General features: G+C 42.6%; 16 protein-coding genes and 1 other annotated feature. Of the genes, 8 read left to right on the forward strand and 8 right to left on the reverse strand.

All coding sequences use genetic code 11. The annotated features are described in order from the left end of the window. Positions 1-56 precede the first annotated feature (56 nt). The 4 genes from IGK61_RS10190 to IGK61_RS10205 are packed head-to-tail and all read left to right on the forward strand — an operon-like array spanning position 57 to position 3,291. Positions 57-680, forward strand: coding sequence for a YkoF family thiamine/hydroxymethylpyrimidine-binding protein (locus tag IGK61_RS10190; RefSeq protein WP_074535186.1), 624 nt, complete (start codon positions 57-59; stop codon positions 678-680). Further along, a complete protein-coding gene (locus IGK61_RS10195) occupies positions 673-1,275 on the forward strand; it encodes an ECF transporter S component (RefSeq protein WP_010749530.1) in 603 nt (200 codons plus the stop codon). The genes IGK61_RS10190 and IGK61_RS10195 overlap by 8 nt, the downstream gene beginning before the upstream one ends. Continuing rightward, positions 1,272-2,684 carry an ABC transporter ATP-binding protein gene (locus tag IGK61_RS10200; protein ID WP_005229873.1) on the forward strand — a complete coding sequence of 471 codons (1,413 nt, stop codon included), beginning with the start codon at positions 1,272-1,274 and terminating at the stop codon, positions 2,682-2,684. The genes IGK61_RS10195 and IGK61_RS10200 overlap by 4 nt, the downstream gene beginning before the upstream one ends. Then, positions 2,611-3,291, forward strand: a complete 681-nt coding sequence (locus IGK61_RS10205) for an energy-coupling factor transporter transmembrane component T (RefSeq protein ID WP_074535185.1) — start codon at positions 2,611-2,613, stop codon at positions 3,289-3,291. The genes IGK61_RS10200 and IGK61_RS10205 overlap by 74 nt, the downstream gene beginning before the upstream one ends. Before the next feature lie 62 nt (positions 3,292-3,353). Here IGK61_RS10205 and IGK61_RS10210 read toward each other — a convergent pair whose 3' ends face one another. Beyond that, positions 3,354-3,872, reverse strand: a complete 519-nt coding sequence (locus IGK61_RS10210) for a S24/S26 family peptidase (RefSeq protein WP_010749528.1) — start codon at positions 3,870-3,872, stop codon at positions 3,354-3,356. 178 nt (positions 3,873-4,050) lie between these two features. On the opposite strand from IGK61_RS10210, the gene IGK61_RS10215 reads away from it, so the two are divergent. Beyond that, positions 4,051-5,892, forward strand: a complete 1,842-nt coding sequence (locus IGK61_RS10215) for a hypothetical protein (protein WP_438844823.1) — start codon at positions 4,051-4,053, stop codon at positions 5,890-5,892. 136 nt (positions 5,893-6,028) lie between these two features. Here the strand turns inward: IGK61_RS10215 and IGK61_RS10220 are convergent, their stop codons facing one another. Then, entirely contained in the window at positions 6,029-7,324 is a 1,296-nt protein-coding gene (locus IGK61_RS10220) for an ISL3-like element ISEfa11 family transposase (protein ID WP_271822259.1), read from the reverse strand. Positions 7,325-7,511: 187 nt separating this feature from the next. After that, positions 7,512-7,716 (forward strand) — a binding site (T-box leader). Between the two features lie 41 nt (positions 7,717-7,757). Here IGK61_RS10220 and proS point away from each other — a divergent pair. Then, positions 7,758-9,191, forward strand: a complete 1,434-nt coding sequence (gene proS, locus IGK61_RS10225; RefSeq protein ID WP_074535183.1) for a proline--tRNA ligase — start codon at positions 7,758-7,760, stop codon at positions 9,189-9,191. Between the two features lie 45 nt (positions 9,192-9,236). Here proS and IGK61_RS10230 read toward each other — a convergent pair whose 3' ends face one another. From IGK61_RS10230 to IGK61_RS10255, 6 genes are all read right to left on the reverse strand, one after another. Next, positions 9,237-10,241: a lipoate--protein ligase gene (locus IGK61_RS10230; RefSeq protein WP_015509943.1), complete on the reverse strand. Its 1,005-nt coding sequence runs from the start codon at positions 10,239-10,241 to the stop codon at positions 9,237-9,239. A gap of 18 nt (positions 10,242-10,259) precedes the next feature. After that, positions 10,260-11,000 carry an MBL fold metallo-hydrolase gene (locus IGK61_RS10235; protein ID WP_005229857.1) on the reverse strand — a complete coding sequence of 247 codons (741 nt, stop codon included), beginning with the start codon at positions 10,998-11,000 and terminating at the stop codon, positions 10,260-10,262. 207 nt (positions 11,001-11,207) lie between these two features. After that, positions 11,208-11,993 (reverse strand): DUF975 family protein, encoded by a 786-nt coding sequence (locus tag IGK61_RS10240; RefSeq protein WP_254777430.1) that lies wholly within the window; start codon positions 11,991-11,993, stop codon positions 11,208-11,210. A gap of 9 nt (positions 11,994-12,002) precedes the next feature. Next, positions 12,003-13,085, reverse strand: coding sequence for a M42 family metallopeptidase (locus IGK61_RS10245; RefSeq protein WP_010749523.1), 1,083 nt, complete (start codon positions 13,083-13,085; stop codon positions 12,003-12,005). A 188-nt stretch (positions 13,086-13,273) separates the two neighbouring features. Next, positions 13,274-15,328: an FtsX-like permease family protein gene (locus IGK61_RS10250; protein ID WP_074535181.1), complete on the reverse strand. Its 2,055-nt coding sequence runs from the start codon at positions 15,326-15,328 to the stop codon at positions 13,274-13,276. After that, complete coding sequence (locus IGK61_RS10255) at positions 15,318-16,082, reverse strand: ABC transporter ATP-binding protein (RefSeq protein WP_074535180.1); 765 nt, start codon at positions 16,080-16,082, stop codon at positions 15,318-15,320. The genes IGK61_RS10250 and IGK61_RS10255 overlap by 11 nt, the downstream gene beginning before the upstream one ends. A 287-nt stretch (positions 16,083-16,369) precedes the next feature. Between IGK61_RS10255 and nrdD the strand changes: the two genes are divergently transcribed. Then, entirely contained in the window at positions 16,370-18,565 is a 2,196-nt protein-coding gene (nrdD, locus tag IGK61_RS10260) for an anaerobic ribonucleoside-triphosphate reductase (RefSeq protein ID WP_074535178.1), read from the forward strand. 83 nt (positions 18,566-18,648) lie between these two features. Beyond that, a complete protein-coding gene (gene nrdG / locus IGK61_RS10265; RefSeq protein WP_074535177.1) occupies positions 18,649-19,245 on the forward strand; it encodes an anaerobic ribonucleoside-triphosphate reductase activating protein in 597 nt (198 codons plus the stop codon). Positions 19,246-19,382 lie beyond the last annotated feature (137 nt).

A 19,382-nucleotide genomic window follows, 5' to 3' on the forward strand; every position in this document is an offset into this window, starting at 1 on the left:
AAAAAGGAGGAACGCTTTTTTTGTAGACAGAAAAACCATCGAGAGGAGAAGAGAAAATGACAAATGAACCAATCGCCTGTGCCGCAGGCGGGATCGATATCACTGGGTGCCGAGTAAGTTTGTACCCCATGAAAGACCACTTCGCGCAACAAATCGTAACGAGCATTGAGCGGACGGATACAACAGCTGTTTGGCAGCAAACCGATCTGTTCAGCACCCTTTTCCGAGGGGAAGCCCCAAGTGTTGTTGATGCGGCAGCTGGGCTATTTATCAACGCTTACGAATCCAAGACACACCTCGTGGGTGAGTTTACTTTTTCCAAGGGCTGTCCTGGCGATTCTGCAGGTGACGCGTTTTTGAATGGAGATCAGGCACAACCCAATAAAGCAAGCAATCTTGTAAATGGTACGTTTGACGTGGATTGCAAATATTCGTTTTATGTATTTGGGGAAAACAATTATATGGAAGAAATCGCCACCATCGTCCAACTGGCAGAAACCTATGGTCTGGCACCTCGCTCCGCCCATTATGTCACGATGCTGACGGGAACGGCCAACCAACTCTTTGGGTATTTTGAAGCGGCATTAGCGTATGCCCATGACCATCTCCCCCATTATGTGTTAGAAGCAACGGTCTCAGTCAACAGTCCTTCCAAAGACAAGGCGGTGTCGCATGACTAAATGGGTCTTAAAAGATGTCATTATGGTGGGGATCGCTTCGTTGATTTTTGGCGTGATCTATTTGGGCGCTGTTCATTTTGGGCTGTTGTTAGGTACGCTTTTAACCCCCTTTGGTTTATCTGTTTTAGCGAATGAGTTTATTTTCGGGGTTTGGTTCATGGCAGCGGCTTTTGCTGGCTATGTGCTGCGTAAACCGGGCGCAGCGACGATCACTGAGATGATCGCCGCACTTTTAGAAGTGTTTATGGGGAATTTTTATGGACCGATTATTTTTATCAGCGGGTTTGTACAAGGGATTGGAACAGAAGCTGGCTTTGCATTGGGTGGCTACCGTCGCTATGGCTGGTTCCCTTTGATCACTGGTGCCATTGGCGCCACGATCACGAGTTTTCTTTGGGGGATCATTCGGTCAAATTTCGTTGACTTGCAATGGCAGTTGTTGGTGGTGATTTTTATTATTCGCTTGCTTTCTTCTTTATTCTTTTCCGCCTTTTTGGTCAAGATCGTCTGTGACCATCTGACACGCATGGGCGTTCTCAACAGTTACCCGATTGCTGAAGACCAAACCATTAGCGCCAAACGAGAAGCGGCATGAGCCTGCTCGTGAAAAACGGCTGCTTTTTCGTGGATCAAAAACGGCTTGATCTGACACTGTCTTTAGCCCCCGGAGAAACAAAAGGAATCTATGGTGCTTCAGGAACAGGAAAAAGCACTCTTTTCCACCTCTTAGCGGGGCTTAACGAGAAAGGGTTTGAAGAAGGAACCTATACGATTGATGACCGAACGCTAAACCAGCTTTCCATTCGAGAAAGAAGCACGTCGATCAGCTTACTGTTTCAAAATCCAGATATGCAATTTTGTATGGCCACGCCTCGAGAAGAACTACTGTTTTGTCTTGAAAATCAATGTATTCCCCAAGCCGACATGCCAAAAAAAGTAGCGGAAGCCTTGACGTTTTGCGAGATCAGCCATCTTGCCGATCAGCCCTTTACGACCTTGTCTGGCGGTGAGAAACAGTTAGTAGCATTGGCTTGTTGTCTGATTTTAAAGAGTCGCTACTTGCTTTTGGATGAACCATTTGCCAATTTGGACGCTGACACAAGTCAAAAAATCATTCGAAAACTGCGACAGCTCCAAAAGCAACATGCCATTGGCATCTTACTGATCGACCATCAAATCAAAGAAACTGCTGACTGGGTGGCTGAGTGGCTGCTGATTGAAGAAGGGTTCAGATCCGTCGATCAAGAAAAGATGCGCACACTCGATCAGGAGCTGCGCAGGTCACTACCGCCTGTTGAGATTAAGAAACTTTCTGCAAAAGAGCGGCTATCTTTTCAAGATTTTCGCCTGCCGATCCGTAACCAAGCGATTGTTTTTCCGAATCTTACCTTTGATAGTGGGGCAATGATTGGGCTTACCGGACGTAGCGGCAGCGGCAAATCTTCTTTTTTAAAAGCGATCTTGCAGCAGCAGGCGTACTCAGGAACCATTCGCCTGTGCGGGGATCCGATCAAGAAGCATCCCTCCCCTTTTCGGTCCATCAGCTGGATCATGCAAAATCCGCAGGACCAGTTTTTGGCTGCTACAGTGGCACAGGAGCTTAGCCAAGGACGTGCAGCGACCGAGAGTGACAAACTGCTGGAAAAATTGCGACTGCAAAACAAGAGCACTCAGTCCCCTTTTCTACTCAGCCAAGGCCAGCAAAGACGCTTGGCAGTAGCAGCTTTATTGCAGCGACCAGTCAAATTACTGTTGGTGGATGAACCGACCTATGGCCAAGATGTCAAGCAAGCTTGGCAGGTCATGCAGCTGTTAGCCGAAAAAGCCGCAAGTGGCACCTTAGTGTTGATCGTCAGTCACGATGTCTTATTATTGGAAGCATTTTGTTCACAAATCATTGATTTTAATCATTATGAAAAGGAGGACATAGATGCGCACCCTCAACCCGACAGTCAAGTTATTCGCCATTTTAGGACTCGCCTTACTGGTTTCTTTTCAAAATAATTTCAGATTGAATCTGCTACTCTGTGTCCTGTTCTTTGTTGTTACTGTAAACGAACGCACTTTTAAAAAAAGCCTTTTGCTTGTTTCTGCATTGACCTTGGCAGCTGTAGGGGTCTTTTTCACCGGACTCCTTTACTACCAGGACAACCAAGGTGGCTCCTCCTCAGCAGCAGCTATGCGCTATGGACTTGACATGGCAAGCCGTATCTATTGCTTTGGTATGTTGGGCAGTTCTTTCAGTGTATCGACCACGATCAATGAGCTGATTTATTCGATGCAGCAACAGCTGCGACTCCCCGCCGTTTTTGCCTATGGTCTGCTCGCTGCGTTTCAAATTGCGCCCATCATTCCAGCCGAGTATCAGAATATCCGTAATAGCATGCGTTCTAGAGGAATCCCTGTCAATCCATTTTCATTCAAGATGCTGATCCCTTTACTGGTCAAATCGATTCGTTGGTCTGAGCTCTTGGCGACTGCGATGCTTTCAAGAGGATTTGACAGCGAGGCAAAGCGAACCTACGCCAAGTCATTTCGCATCACTTTCGCCGATACGCTCTTTCTATCTTTTTGTCTGATAATCGGCCTCGCTGGAACACTGCTCTTATGAAGGGGAAAAAGAGAAAAAGCCAAAGAAGCGGCAGTGTTTCTTTGGCTTTTTCCTCCTTATGTCTAAGAGATGATTGATTTTTTTATGGATCCAGATTTGATTTGATAGAGCGTTACAAACAAGGTGGTCACTAAAATATACATTGCGAAAAGGAAATACATGTTTTTAAAAAGCTGGATCGTCGTTTGATTGAGCCAAGCCCCTACTTTAGGGATATAAAAAATTGGTTGCCCAATCAATTGGCTTTTTTGGATTTCTTTTGGTTCCATCTGGCTTTGGTTATCACCGATCGCATAAAGCACCGATTGGTTTTCTCCCACTGCAACGATTCGCCGTGTGCGCATCTGCCTGCCGTGATCGACATAATAGGTCACTTCATTGCCAACGACCAAATTGTCTTCTGAAGCCTTTTTAACAAAAAGCAATGTCCCTTCGGAATAGGTAGGTTCCATTGCATCGCTGTTAACGATGGCCATTGTGAAACCAAACGCATGAGGAATCACGACCGCTAAAACAGAAATCAGCATAAACAGCAGTACAAAAAGCGAGAGCATGATACTTTGTTTTGGCAAAAGTTTCATTTTCTTTTCTCCTTCTAAGCCTCAGTTTCTTTTTCGATTCTATAACATAATTAATTTTTTTTCAAATATTTAAAAACGATTCATTGAATTTTTATGCGTATTTTTTCTGATTATTATTTGACATTATTTTACTATTTATATTATGCTAAAGGCGATTAAAAAACATAGGAGAAAAAGTATGCTTTTTTTAAATAACAAGTTCTTTTTAAAACGTTGGATTCCTTTTATCCTACTCGTTCTATTTTTGCTAGGAAGCATCGGTTTTTTTCTTATACTCTTCTTATCTCCTACTTCTGATAACCATACCGTGGAGAAGAAGGAAGATTGGATTTTTTATGCGGAAGACAATCCTGATTCTACTTTTATTAGCCGTTATGTGAAATATTTACCTAGCGTAAAAGCCAATGATCGATTTGTCATGCAGCGAAAAATGACCAATGAATACAAATATCCAACGATGCTACTGATTGGCGATCATCAACACATGACCGTCTATTTGGATGATCAAGAAATTTATACCAATGAAGCTGCCGAACATTCATTGACCTTCAACCATCCCGGAAAAACCTTATCTTTTATCACATTGCCAGAGGATTACGTTGGAAAAACGTTGAAGATCTACGTGACTAGTCCTTTCGACACCTATTCTGGCTTTCCAGCCGAAGTCTTTTTCGGTCCTGCCAATGCATTGATCGGTTATGTTTTTAGTCTTTCAATTTTGAATATCTATATCCTCTTATTTACCGGATTTATTTGTATCCTTAATTTATTTTATCTCTTCGTTTCTTTTATCAACCAAAGAAAGCTGAAAGTATCTTCCATTTTATTCAGTGGCTTTGCCTTAAGTGCAGGTTTAGAAGCCGGCTTCGGGGATCTGCTGGGTGGACTGCTTTTTTCTCCCATCGTGAATTCATTTATGTTAAATTTTCTTTCGATTATTACGCCCATGTTTTTGATTGGGTTTTACTACACAAACATGCACTTCGTACGTAAGTATTATCAGAAATGGTTGTTTGTTCACTACTCCTTCGGGATCTTTGCCATGTTTCTGGCACTTTTTCAAAAACAAAGTTTGCCTGTCGTCATGAACTATCTGTTTTTATTAAATATCACCAGCACCTTTGTGACTTCGTTTGCGGCGATTTATGAGGCGTTAAAAAAGAATCAATTTTATGTCCTTTGTGCACCTTGGATCGTTGTCGCGGCAATCGGTCATGGGTTCTTGTATATCCAGGATATTTTAGTCCTCCCGCAATCTGACATCAATTGGCGCTCGATCATCTTTTTCTTACTGATACTTATTTTTACTTGTTATGGGTTCCTCGAACTCTTTTTTGCCAGTGAAGGCAAAAATAAGCAGATCGACACGGCAGACATCAAAGTGCGATTATATGAAAATCAGCAAGCGATCGGTCCAGATCAAACGGCACAATGGCAGCAAGTTTTACAAACCATCAAAAAGAGAACCCATACCGTTAAGGACATGTTAGAAGATGAACAACTAGCGGCTGCGTATGAAGGTCTTTGCGAGATTGAAGAAGAAATCAAGCAGCAGCTAACGATCCCTGCGGTTGAAAAAGAATCGATCACGACGATGCTGCTTGCTGATTATCAACACACTGCCGCTCAAAAAAGAATCACGCTTACCTGCGATGACCTCACGGAACCACTGGAACGATTGGAAGAAAATGATCGTCTGTCCTTGATCGCCCATTGCTTAGAGTACGCCATCCGCTACACCTGTTCGGTCACAGATCCTCAAAATCGCAGGCTTTCGTTGAAAGTGACTGACACAAAAGAACAGCTACATATCGACTGTCAAATGCCGCTTTTGACAGAGGATGAGGCAGAAAAACTGCAAACTGATGAAGCAAAACGACAGGCGATCCATACCGATGTGCAAATGCTGGAACAAATTTGTCTTGTCTATCAAGGAAGTCTGCGTATCGAGGATTCAGATGGTTTTCATTTTTTGCGTTTAACACTTGCCGCTAAATCGGATCTGCTGTCTTTTGACTGACTGCCTTTTCTCCGATACGTTAAACGGTCTATTTTAAGAAAAAGCGAAAAAACTGGCTCTTTGTCAATAAGGACTGATGAGTTGTGCAAAATCAAATCTGGGTCAGAATGAACCTCATTCTGGCTCAGATTTTTTGTTATCTTACTTTGATTAATTGATTGATCAAAAAGATTCTAATTCTCATGTTCTCGAATGATTTAAATCCGTAGGATACTCGTTTCATTGTCTTTATGTGGGTATTCTTCGCTTCTATTTTTCCATTGGAATAAGGATAGATCATTGCGTTGGTGATGCCTTCTTCATAGGTCAGAAGGTTTTGAAGCTTTTCCCGAAAGCTGTCATCCAACGTTTCGGGAAGTTCTGCTAATAAGGAGAAAAATAAGTCAGGGTCTTTGTCTCGAAAGGCTTCAACTAATTCATGAAAAAAGGGATACGCCTCCTTTAGGGGCGTAGAAAACTCAAGCAATCGATCAATCATCATTGCTTCAGTAAGAAATGGGTATTTTGGTGCTCGGAAACTTTTCCATGTTTTGTATTCATAATGGTTGATGTTTGCACGATTTTTTAGCAAAAAGCGCCAGTTCTTTTTCAGTTTTTCTGCCTGGCTTTTCTGTCCTGCTTTACGAAGTTCATTCATTTCACGGATACGCAACTCATTGAACGCTTGATTCATGTGTTTGACAATATGAAACCGATCAATCACTACTTTCGCATTTGGCAAAACACGTTTGGTGAGCTGGAAGTAGGCGGCGTTCATGTCTGTCACCAAGAATTCTACTTCTTCTGGATTGGTACACTTTAAGAAATAGCTTGTTAATCGAGGTAATTTACGCGTAGGCAAAACATCTATTAATTTTCCTGTTTCGCCATCCGCGCAAATAAAGCTCATCTTATCTTCTATGGAAGCATGCGAACGAAATTCGTCAACCATCAATACTCTGGGGAGGATCTTCTTAGATTGCTTTGGTAAATAGCTTTTAAACTCTTTCAATGTACGAATAACGGTGGTCAAAGATACCTGACAGCTTTTCGCAATAAAAGATAAAGATACTTTTTCAGTCAGTAAAGAAGCAATTTTATATCTAACATGATTTGCGATTGAATGTCTGGGTTGGACAAAATAACTTTGAGCCGTCCAATGGGTGCGACAGTTTTTACAGGTATAGCGTTGCTTTTTTAGGCGCATAACCAAAGGCATATGATTGTATTGTTCAAAACGGACAATCGTTTCCTTTTTTCCATTTTTCACTATAATTGCTTTCCCGTTTCCATCTACCACAGTAGAACCACAACTTCTACAAGCACGAGGAGTAGGCGAGAGAACAGCATCGACGACCAACGTCTTTTTCTTCTGAAGGGTCTCGTAAGAGACCTCTGTAATCATCAAATCTTTCTCTGTTATTCTCAGCATTTTTTTGATAGAATCATTCATATAGCATATCGTCCTCTCAGTTTGTTTATTTTGTCGTGATTTAATCATACTAGAGAACGATATGTTTTTTAATACCTAAAATGAAAATGGGACTGAAGAATCAATTCTGATTCATCAGTCCCATAAATTATAGAGCCAAAAAACTCTTGCTTTTTTCGCTTTTTCGCTTTAGCATGATAAAGAACAGCAACAAGCATTGGAATAGTAGTTTTATGATGGTCTTAGAGAGTCGATGGCAGCTGAAAAATCGACACCCGCTGATAAAATGAACCTACCCAATGGCAATGACCGCAAAACGGTCGGTGGAAAGGCCTTATCCTTTACGAGTTGGATTATCCCGATCGATAATCAACAAAGGTGGTACCGCGAAATCCAAGCATTTCGTCCTTTTTTAGGACGAGATGCTTTTTTATTTTTTTAAGGAGGAAAAACAATGACACAAAAAAATGATTTTACAGAATGGTATATCCAAACGATCCAAAAAGCCGAATTGATGGCTTACTCCCCAGTGAAAGGTTCCATTATTTTCCGTCCTGACGGCTTCGAACTTTGGGAGCATATTCAAGAGGAGTTCAATCGTTTCTTGAAAAAAGAAGGCATTCGCAATGCATACTTCCCAATGCTGATTCCGCAAAATTTCTTTATGAAGGAAGCGGATCATATCGAAGGATTTGCCCCTGAATTACCTTGGGTCACAGAAGTCGGCAACGAAAAACTGGAAGAACCTTTGGCCTTGCGTCCAACCTCAGAAACCATGATCGGCTCTGCCTTTTCTGATTGGATCAACTCCTACCGTGACCTGCCTTATGAAATCAATCAATGGGCAAACGTCTTTCGTTGGGAAAAGAAAACATTGCCTTTCTTGCGTACCTCAGAGTTTTTATGGCAAGAAGGCCATACCGCTCATGAAAATGAAGAAGATGCTCGTCAACGCACCATGAAAGTCTTAGATGAATATGCCCGCCTTTGCGAAGAATTCCTAGCGATCCCTGTTTATCGCGGACAAAAAACCCCATCTGAGCGCTTTGCAGGGGCAGTAGATACTTATTCGATCGAAGCGATGATGAAAGACGGCAAAGCAGTCCAAGCAGGAACCAGCCACTACATGGGTACAAAATTTGCTGAAGCATTTGATATTACGTATTTAACGAAAGAAAACAAGCATGTCCATGCCCACACAACCTCTTGGGGTGTCTCTACCCGCTTGTTAGGTGCCTTGATCATGACCCATGGCGATGAAAATGGGTTAGTTTTCCCACCAACCATTGCACCAACCCAAGTTGTGTTGTTACCAGTCGGTCCTTGGAAAAAGAATCCAGCCATCTTAGAAAAATTAGAAGAACTGTATGCCAACTTTAAAGCCAAGGGCATTCGTGTTCGTTTGGATGATTCTGATAACTCACCTGGCTATAAATTCAATGAATGGGAACTAAAAGGCGCTTGCTTGCGAATCGAATGTGGCCCAAGAGATTTAGAAGCTGGCAAAGTCATGGTCAAAGTCCGTGACCTACCTGACAAGCAAACGGTGGCGCTTGAGGAATTAGAAGCGTTTGTTGACCAAGAATTACAAGCAATGACTCCACGTTTATTAGCAGCTGCGAAGGAACGTAACAAAGATAATGAGTACACCAACATCGATACATTGGATGAACTAAAAGCCCATATCGAAACGTGCAAACAAGAAGACAAAGTGACTGGTTTTGTTTTGATCGGTTGGGACGGCTCGGAAGAAACCGAAGCCAAAATCAAAGAAGAAACTGGCTTTACTACTCGGAACATTCCGTTTGAAGCGCCAATGGAAAAAACGGTCGATATCGTCAGCGGGAAACCTGCCAAACACACCGTTTGGATCGCCCGCGCATACTAATAAAAAACGAAGCAGCCAGATTGAAAAGGCTGCTTCGTTTTTTGATTAATAAATCAATGAAAGAAAATCTTCAGGCGTGATGTTGCCAAAATATTTTTTGACATCAATGTTGGCAATGACTTGTGCCAAATCTTCTTTGGCATAACGAGTACCGATCAGGGCTTGTTCTACATCTGCAATGTCCCCTAGGCCGAAAAAGTCGCCAAAGATTTTGGCATCCGTGATTTTTCCTTCTGCCACATTTAAACGAACTTCGATGGAGCCGATCGGGAATCGATGACGACGTTCGATATCAAAGGCTGGTGATTTGCCGTAATTCCAATCCCAATTACGATAATACTTATCGGAAATCTCATTGATCTTGACCCAATCCTCTTCTGTTAGTTCATAGGTTTTGACGTCTTCCACGGAATCGACACCAAAAATCTTCAACAAGATTTCTTGACGGAACTCTTCAGTCGTCATGTCTTGCTTCTCTTTTGGCAAGAATGGTTTGATGTTGGTCACTCTTGAACGGATCGATTTGATGCCTTTTGATTCGATTTTGTCTTTACGGACTTTCAAGGCGTTGACTACTTCATTGATGTCACTGTCAAACATGATCGTGCCATGAGCAAACATCCGGCCATTTGTTGCGTACATCGCATTCCCAGAAAATTTCATGTCATTGATCACAAGGTCGTTGCGGCCTTTTAATTGCGCCCCTTCAACCCCCATCTCATGTAAAGCTTGGACGATTGGTTTGGTCAGTTTTTCAAAATCTCTGAAAGAATTCCCATCGTCAGGCATAATAAAGCTGAAATTCAAGTTTCCGAAATCATGATAGACTGCACCGCCGCCGCTGAAACGACGAACGACATGGATCCCATGTTCATCCACATATTCCTTATTGATCTCTTCGATCGTATTTTGATTGCGTCCAATGATAATCGATGGTTCATTAATGTAAAAAAGTAAGATTGGTTCATCCACTTTCATTTCTTGAAGAAGAAAAATCTCGATGGCTAAATTGATGCGTGGGTCATTCAGTTCGTTCGGTACAAAAAGCATACTATTCGTTCCTCCTAATTAGATGATTTCAATTATTTTTTGAACAGCCGCCAATTCAACGGGGATCCCATTGGCAGCTAGTGCAGCCTCTTCTCGTAACTGTTCTAAATCACCGTGTTGCGGCAAATGCGTCAACATTAATTTTTTTACCTGCGCTGCATGGGCGATCTCGCCTGCTTCTTTTGACGTAAAATGAGCCTTGTGCCGCTCATTTCCTGCAAAAAGATAGGTATCTGCCAAAAACAGGTCAGCTCCTTGTGCAAACGGAACAAAAGATTCTAAGTAGCCAGAATCACCTGTAAAAACAAAAACCTTGCCTGTGCTTTTCTCAACAAATCGCATGGCATAGCAAGTGACTGGATGGATCGTTTTCATAAAGGTAATGGTAAACGGGCCCAATTCCAATGACTCCGTTTGGAGGTAATCAATTCCTTGAGTCACTCCAGGCATCGTCAGGCTTTCAAAATGAACAGTGTCCTCCCCATGTCCGTAGATCGGCAAAACCTGGCGTTCTTCGTTTCCTGGATATAATTGCCAATAGTATTGCAATACCCCTAGATCCGCAATATGATCGTGATGGTAATGCGTCAGAATCACTGCATCTAAGTCTAAGGGATCAAGGATTTTTTCTAGTTGGACCAAGGTGGTGCTTCCCGCATCAAGCAGCAAATGAAAGCCTTCCGACTCAATTAAATAGCCAGTAGTCCCTTCACCATTATACGGATAGGCACCTAAACAACCTAAGACAGTTATTTTCACTTGTGTTTCCTCCTCTTTGGCTCAAGCTGGTTTTCTACTTCTTTTATGCTATCACATCTCAGCTGATTTGACTAAAATCCGACCATTTTTTTGCAAAAAAAAGATCGAGAAAACGAGAAAAAGACGACGTCTATTGGTAGAACCCTATGAATGAGTTTTTTACTCTATCTGCAGGGAGCCAGACCAATGGGCCGTCGTCTTTTTTGTTTATCTGATCATCGCTCGTTGTTCATTGATCAATTCTTCATAGAATGCTGCGTTGACCGCATAGGCATAGGCGTTTGCCCACAACATCCCGATCAAAAGCGCCAAGAAACCGAGAATAAACCAACCAATCAGTGATAACTGCAGCCAAATGTATTGCCCCAGATGCGGCCGCAAAAGAGTAAAAGCCACTTTGATAGACTGGAGTACCCCTAATTCCGGTTGATCATAGCGAAGATAGATTGCTAATTGGATCACACCAGTAACGACTTGTGACAAAAAGAAAAACAATATGATGGCGAGAAAAGTCCCAATCACAAAAGCGACCGAGCCATTAAACATCGCCACATCAACAGAGATTCCCCGATTAAAATTGAATACCAAGTCCAAATATTGATTGAGGCCTGATAAGACAAACTGCGGCAAGAAAATCGCAAAACTCAAAAGATAATTTAAAAGCGCGCTCACTAAATTTAGTAGCAAAAACGGTACATACAGACGTTTATCAAAGACTAGAAAAATATCCGCCACCTTGATTCCTCTGCCACGAAGCAGATAGAGTGCCATGATACTCAACGCTACCGAAAACGCAAAGAAGACAAAATTGTCCAAGATCAGATCGATCCAGCTTCCTGCATTGTTTGCACCAAAAGAAGTCCCAATACTACTAAAAAGCGAGCTGACCACCGCTTGTACCGCAACCGTCGCTAAAATACTTAAGACGAACGTTCCCCAGAATCCGCGCAAAGAGTTTTTGGCGGTCTCTCGAATCATTGTATTTGATCTCATAGACTCACCTTAATAACTGCGCAATGCTTTAACGGTCTTATCGTCTAAGCGGCGAACCACTTCCGTTACAAGCTTGACTGTATTGAAGTAGTCATCCTCATGAATGACAGAAGTATGAGAATGCAGGTAACGAACTGGCACGGTAATAGCGATCGAAGGGACCCCATCACGAGTCAAATGCATTTGACCAGCATCGGTTCCTCCACCAGTGATCACGGTATATTGGAAAGGAATTTCCATCTCTTCTGCGACATCGATCACAAAATTCAATAATTTCTTGTGAGGAATCATGGAAGCATCGAAAATCAGGACTTGTGGGCCTTTGCCTAACACAGAATCCGCTTCTTTTGGTGTCATTCCAGGTGTGTCCCCAGCGGTACCAGTATCTAGTGCGATCGCGATATCGGGATTCACTAAGTGAGTGCTTGTTCGCGCCCCTCTTAGGCCAACTTCTTCCATCACGTCACTGCCAGCAAACAAGCAGTTGGGATGTCCTTCTGCAGCCAAGGTTTCTAATACCCGCAGTGATACTGCCGTACCAATTCGATTGTCCCAAGCTTTGGCTAATAAAAATTTGCTGTCGTTCATCCGTTTGTATTGGATATAAGGGGTGATCATATCTCCTGGACGGATCCCCCAGCCTTTGGCTTCTTCTTCACTTGAAGCGCCGATATCAATGAACATATCTTTGATATCATACGGTTTATTTCGAGTCTCTGGACTCAAGACATGGGGTGGTTTTGATCCGACGACACCGTGGATCAATTTGCCTTCATTGGTTTTGATCTCGACTTGCTGTGCCAGCATCACTTGCCCCCACCAACCACCAAGGGTCTGGAATTCAATAAAGCCTTTTTCTGTGATTTTAGTTACCATAAAGCCGACTTCATCCATATGTCCCGAAATAAAAATTTTCGGTCCACCGCCATCACCAACATGTTTGGCAATGACACTTCCTAAACCATCAAAAAAGATATCTTCAGCAAAGTCTTTGGCATATTCTTTAAAGACTTCACGCACTTCCTCCTCATTCCCAGGAACCCCACGTGCAGTCGTTAGGTCTATTAAAAGCTGTTCTTCTTTTTTCTCCATCTTGCTTCCTCCTTTGTCTCATTGATTATGATTATACCATTCTCTTAATCTGGTGCCAGAGGGAAATACAAAAAGATTGGTTAAATGAAAAAACGATCCTCGTTTTGTAGTGATCCTCAAGATTAGATTTTTTGGTCTAACTTGTAAGGTTCGCTTCAATTCTAAGGATCGTTTTATCAAGAATTCAATCAAGTTTCAATTATTCGCAGACACAGCTTGACGGTAATCAAATAGGCAAATAGATAGACGACTGCTGCAACTGCCGCAAACAAATGAGCGACCCAATACCCAGGACTGTCGATGATTTGGGTGAAGGTATTGATGGCAAAGACGGCATGCAAGATCGCCAGTAGCGTACCTGGCATAAAAATCCAGATGTTTTGCCAGTAAACGAGTTTGCGTACTTCTTTTCGGGTGTAACCTAGTTTGGTCAATAATCGGTAATTGTGTTTCTCCCGCTCGGTATTTGAAAATTGCCGAACGATCAAACTGCTGGATGTCGTGATCAAAACGATCACACCTACAAATAATGACACAAACAAAACGATTCCTGCTTGCCGCCGCACGCCGCGCATCGTTGTAAAACGATTCGCTAAGGTCAGTCGATATGCGGTCATCTGGTTATTCTCACTGGTGGAATCTCGGGCAGTCTCTGGATAAAAACGCACGCTTTTTTGGTCATCGCTAAACTCATAGGTCAAAGGATGCGTCCACTCAATCGGCAGCTCTTCATCTAGCAGCTGAGTCAAGCTCTCCGTTTGCACCTTGTCTGTTTGTAAATAAGCAACGCTATAGGTGAAGCCCTCAACTTGCTGGTACGCATCATCTTGGATGACAAGGACATTCGGCAAGGAATAGCGCAAGGCAGAATCCCCAAAATAATCCTGTTCTGCTTGAATGAGTTTGAACGTATGTTGACTGCCGATTTTGACCTCATCGCGATAGGTGATAAACGAACGAGTCACATCGTATTGACTGTCAAAAAGCACCGCTTGTTTATCGGTACTCAGTTGAATCTCCGGGGCATCGGGAACCAGTTTTCGCAGACGCTGATAATCAGAAAAAGCGACCAGATTCACCATGATATTTTCAATATTTTCGTCTTGCAACTCTCCAAGGTAACGGGTTTGAACCGTCATATTGGTCATTTTATAGGGAATCGATTGTTCGGCAATAATCGGTGTATCGGCTTTTTCTAAAAGGTCCCGCAAGGTATCTGCCTGCTCTTCTGACACTTGAAAGGACGTTGGATAAATGCGGTTCGTTGCTTGATAGTTTAATGAGATTACCCCCATCGTTCCCCCGATCAGGGAGATTGCGATCGCTGTGATGATCGTCAAAAGCGCATAGCTTTTCCACGTTCTTTGCAAGTAAGCACGCACGTTATTGTAAGCAATCAGTTTCGCCCCTTTGATAAGACGTTTTTTCGGCTTACTCAAAAAATATAACAATGCCGGCAACGAGCAATCAAAAAAAAGATAGGTTGCCGTCACACAACAAAACAGAATCAATAAAGGAATCCATAAAATTGCTGAAAAATCTTGTGTGTACGTGATATAGTTGGTCCAAGTTTCCCGCAGGGTCAAAGACAAATAGTAGCCTACCCCTAGTAGAATCAGACCTAGAACCCCCATTAATGAACGAAACGGGGTCATTTTCATTTTCTTGATCGGTAAGCGGTATTCAGTCTTGATCAGCTCACTTATTGGGGTACGCCATACAAAAAGGATCACTTGAATACTCAAAATAATCATCGCCGCGATAAAGACAAAAACCGTTGAAAAAATCGATTGGGGCGAATTAAAGAAATGACTCGTTAAATTCAAGCCCATCGCTCGAATCAAAATCATAGAAAAAAATTTCGAAAAAATAATCCCCATAAAGATGCCGGTCACTAAAGAGAAAAAGTTCAATAGAAACGTTTCTCGCAGCAACAGCCAAGCCAGACGACCTTGCCGCAGCCCCAAAAGCTGGTAAACACTGATTTCTTTTTGCCGCTGACTAAGAAAAAAATGATTGGCACTCAGCATAAAAAACAAGACGACAAAGGCAACCACACTGCTGCCGAATCCTAAAACCCCTTCAATGCGGATATCTTGCTGGACCCGTTGATTCAGCAGACGATCATTCATCAAGGCGTTAAAGGAATAAAAAATCATCACAGCGGTCATCATACAAATAAAGTACACCATATAGTTGCGAAACTGCCGCAAAAAACTCCGCCAGCCGATTTTAAACAACATGGCGCGGACCGCCTCCAATCGTTGCCTGCATATCGATGATTTTTTCAAAAAATTCCTGACGCCCGCCTTTTTTGACGACTTCTGCAAAGAAGACACCGTCTCGGATGAATAAAATTCGGTTGCAGTAGCTGGCGGTGAAAGGATCATGGGTGACCATCAAGATCGTTGTTTTCTCTTGTTGATTGATTTGTGCTAAATACCGTAACAATTCTGTCGCCGCTTTTGAATCAAGAGCGCCAGTGGGTTCATCAGCAAAAAGGACCGCCGGACGACTGATGATTGCTCGAGCAGCAGCGATCCGCTGTTTTTGCCCTACAGACAATTCTTCTGGGTAGCGATCTAACAAGTGCTCGATTCCTAACAAATTGGCCGTTTGTTCAATGCGCTCTTGGGTTTCACTCACGGGCAAACGATCAATGGCAAGGGGAAGCAAGATATTGTCTCTGGCAGTCAACGTCTCTAAAAGATTAAAGTCTTGAAAGATAAAACCGATCTGCTGACGACGAAAATCACTGAGGGCTTTTTCCGACATTCGGGTAATGTCTTTGCCATCGATATAGATCGAGCCTAAGCTAGGTCGCATGATTGAAGACAACAGATTCATCAAGGTCGTTTTCCCAGCGCCGCTGGGCCCCATGACCCCGACAAATTCTCCTTGATCCACTGCAAAAGAAAGGTTATCTAATACTTTGGTTTGATTGAAACGAGTGCCGTAACTTTTGGTCAGATGCTTCACATCAATCATATTTTTCACATAGAACCCTCCTTTAATAAAATTCTCTCCTTATGGTAGCATACTTTTTCATTGAATACTTCTGCTTCAAAACAGAGAAAAAATAAATTTAAAAAAGTTTTTTATTCATTATGTGAAACATGGAACAACCAAATCCTTAATCTTATCAGTTTTCTCAGAAAACACCCCAATGAATATACACCATATATTGTGTATATCCAATTTATCAACCCTTATTCACCACTATATATAGTTGCTCATTTCTACAATTTGTTTTATTATATTGAGGAAGATAAGGAGTGGTAGAAATGATGAACATTAAGAGAAATCCTGAGCAAGGGTTGGAAAGACAGTCAGCTTTGCGTCAGTTAAAAATCGTAAAACGTGATGGACGGCTTGTCGATTTTGATGATCAAAAAATTTACGATGCGTTAGTGAAAGCCCTAAGAAAAATCAACGGCGAGCTTTCTCCCATCGACCACGAAAAAATCACCGAGATCGTTGACAGTGTCGATCACGAGATCGCGGAACGTTTTCGTACGAATGTAAAAATCTATGAGATCCAAAATATCGTCGAGCATATCTTATTAGCAAAAAACGAGTATGCCTTGGCTGAAGAATATATCAACTATCGGACCCATCGTGATTTCGAGCGCAGCAAAGCCACAGACATCAACTTTACGATCAACAAATTGATGAATAAAGATCAATCGGTCGTCAATGAGAATGCCAATAAAGATAGCAATGTGTTCAATACACAACGTGATTTGACCGCTGGGATCGTAGGAAAATCGATCGGTTTGAAAATGCTCCCTCCTCACGTGGCAAATGCTCACCAAAAAGGCGACATTCATTACCATGACTTGGATTATCATCCTTACACCCCAATGACCAACTGCTGCTTGATCGATTTTAAAGGCATGCTGAATAATGGGTTTAAAATTGGGAACGCCGAAGTGGAATCGCCAAAATCGATCCAAACGGCCACCGCTCAAATCTCACAAATCATTGCAAACGTAGCATCGAGTCAATATGGCGGCTGTTCTGCTGATCGAACAGATGAATTATTGGCTCCTTTTGCTGAGTTGAATTATCAAAAGCATCTAAAAGATGCCGAAGAATGGATCGAGTCGCCTGAACGTCGGGAAGCTTATGCGAAGAGCAAAACGCGCAAAGATATCTACGACGCAATGCAAAGTCTAGAATACGAAATCAATACGTTATTCACCTCGAACGGGCAAACGCCGTTTACTTCCCTTGGCTTTGGTTTAGGAACCAACTGGTTCGAACGGGAGATCCAACGAGCGATTCTCCAAATTCGCATCAACGGGTTAGGCAGTGAAAAGCGTACCGCTATTTTTCCAAAATTGATCTTTAGTATTCGCCGTGGCGTCAACTTGGCCCCTACCGATCCGAACTATGATATTAAAGAACTGGCTTTAGAGTGTGCCACCAAACGGATGTATCCTGATATTTTGAATTATGATAAATTGGTTGAATTGACCGGCAGCTTTAAAGTGCCGATGGGCTGTCGTTCTTTCTTGCAAGGCTGGAAAAACGAACGTGGTGAAGAAATCAATGTCGGTCGGATGAATCTAGGTGTCGTGACATTAAATATTCCCCGGATCGCCTTAGAAGCAAATGGTGATCAAGAAAAATTCTGGACGCTGCTGGAAGATCGTCTGCAAATCGTCAAGGATGCTCTTGTCTATCGGGTGGAGCGCTGTAAAGAAGCCAGCCCTGCGAATGCGCCGATCCTCTACATGTACGGAGCCTTTGGTGAACGTTTAGATCGCAAAGACAATGTAAATGAACTATTCAAAAACAAACGTGCTACTGTTTCTCTTGGATATATCGGTTTGTATGAAGCTGCTTCGGCTTTTTATGGTGGAACATGGGAACAAGATCCAGAAGCAAAAGCCTTTACCCTAGCGATCGTGAAAGAATTGAAAGCTCATGCTGATGCCTGGGGCGATGAATACGGCTATCATTTCAGCGTGTACTCAACGCCTAGTGAAAGCCTGACTGATCGTTTCTGCCGCTTGGATACCGAAAAATTCGGTGAAGTTGAAAACATTACCGACAAAGAATACTACACCAATAGCTTCCACTATGATGTGCGGAAAAATCCGACACCATTTGAAAAACTTGATTTTGAAAAAGAGTATCCAAAATACTGTTCTGGCGGGTTTATTCATTACTGCGAATACCCAGTCTTGCAGCAAAATCCAAAAGCGTTAGAAGCGGTTTGGGATTACGCTTATGATCGGGTCGCCTATCTTGGAACAAATACCCCTATCGACCACTGTTACGAGTGTGGGTATGAAGGAGACTTCAACCCAACCGAACGGGGCTTTGAATGTCCACAATGTGGCAATCATGACCCAAAAAGTTGTGACGTCGTCAAAAGAACCTGTGGGTATCTTGGAAATCCTCAAGCTCGTCCAATGGTCAATGGACGGCACAAAGAAATTTCTGCCCGGGTCAAACATTTGCAAGAATAAACGAAAAAGGAGTGCTAGAATTCTTCTACACTCCTTTTCTTGAAGACCAATCCCTGTAATTCATGATAGAAAGAAGTTTTCCTATGAGAAATCCGAAACCTAAAGAATGGCAAGCCAAAGAATATAGCCAAAATTATATTGCTGATTACAAAGCCTTCAACTTTGTTGATGGTGAAGGCATTCGAAATAGTTTATACGTGAGCGGCTGTCTCTTTGCTTGCGAAGGCTGTTTCAACAAAGCAGTCCAAAACTTTCGCTATGGCACACCTTTTACGCAAGAACTAGAGGATCGAATCATCGAAGATCTGCGACATGAGTATGTCCAAGGACTGACCCTCCTAGGCGGCGAACCTTTCCTGAACACGACAGTCTGTCTGAAAGTCGTTGATCGGGTTCGTGCTGAATTTGGGCACAGCAAAGATATTTGGAGCTGGTCAGGCTACACCTATGAAGAATTGCTTTTGGAAACACCCGATAAATTGGAACTTTTATCCAAAATCGATATTTTAGTCGACGGTCGTTTTGAACTGAGCAAACGAAATTTAAACTTGCAGTTTCGCGGCAGCAGCAATCAACGAATCATTGATCTTGCTGCATCTCGGGAACAAGGAAAAGCGGTTATCTGGGCAAAGTGCAAAGATGCTGAAGCAAGCTACGAACAAATCAAAAAACAAATTTAAAAACTAAAAACACCGTGCATCTTGAGGTGACCCCAAAAGTTAGACCAAAAAATCGAACTTTTGGCGGTCACCTCCTCTTCCTTCAAAGATGATGCACGGTGTTTTTTTATGTTATCTCAACTCAGTGACCAAGCTTT

This window comes from Enterococcus sp. AZ063 (genome assembly GCF_051715045.1).
GTDB lineage: Bacteria > Bacillota > Bacilli > Lactobacillales > Enterococcaceae > Enterococcus_D > Enterococcus_D casseliflavus.

Coding starts and splice junctions, on each gene's coding strand:
- IGK61_RS10205 (WP_074535185.1), top strand. CDS start 2,611: ATGCGCACCCTCAACCCGACAGTCAAGTTATTCGCCATTTTAGGACTC.
- IGK61_RS10210 (WP_010749528.1), bottom strand. CDS start 3,872: ATGAAACTTTTGCCAAAACAAAGTATCATGCTCTCGCTTTTTGTACTG.
- IGK61_RS10200 (WP_005229873.1), top strand. CDS start 1,272: ATGAGCCTGCTCGTGAAAAACGGCTGCTTTTTCGTGGATCAAAAACGG.
- proS (WP_074535183.1), top strand. CDS start 7,758: ATGACACAAAAAAATGATTTTACAGAATGGTATATCCAAACGATCCAA.
- IGK61_RS10250 (WP_074535181.1), bottom strand. CDS start 15,328: ATGTTGTTTAAAATCGGCTGGCGGAGTTTTTTGCGGCAGTTTCGCAAC.
- IGK61_RS10230 (WP_015509943.1), bottom strand. CDS start 10,241: ATGCTTTTTGTACCGAACGAACTGAATGACCCACGCATCAATTTAGCC.
- IGK61_RS10245 (WP_010749523.1), bottom strand. CDS start 13,085: ATGGAGAAAAAAGAAGAACAGCTTTTAATAGACCTAACGACTGCACGT.
- IGK61_RS10215 (WP_438844823.1), top strand. CDS start 4,051: ATGCTTTTTTTAAATAACAAGTTCTTTTTAAAACGTTGGATTCCTTTT.
- IGK61_RS10220 (WP_271822259.1), bottom strand. CDS start 7,324: ATGAATGATTCTATCAAAAAAATGCTGAGAATAACAGAGAAAGATTTG.
- IGK61_RS10190 (WP_074535186.1), top strand. CDS start 57: ATGACAAATGAACCAATCGCCTGTGCCGCAGGCGGGATCGATATCACT.
- nrdG (WP_074535177.1), top strand. CDS start 18,649: ATGAGAAATCCGAAACCTAAAGAATGGCAAGCCAAAGAATATAGCCAA.
- IGK61_RS10240 (WP_254777430.1), bottom strand. CDS start 11,993: ATGAGATCAAATACAATGATTCGAGAGACCGCCAAAAACTCTTTGCGC.
- IGK61_RS10195 (WP_010749530.1), top strand. CDS start 673: ATGACTAAATGGGTCTTAAAAGATGTCATTATGGTGGGGATCGCTTCG.
- nrdD (WP_074535178.1), top strand. CDS start 16,370: ATGATGAACATTAAGAGAAATCCTGAGCAAGGGTTGGAAAGACAGTCA.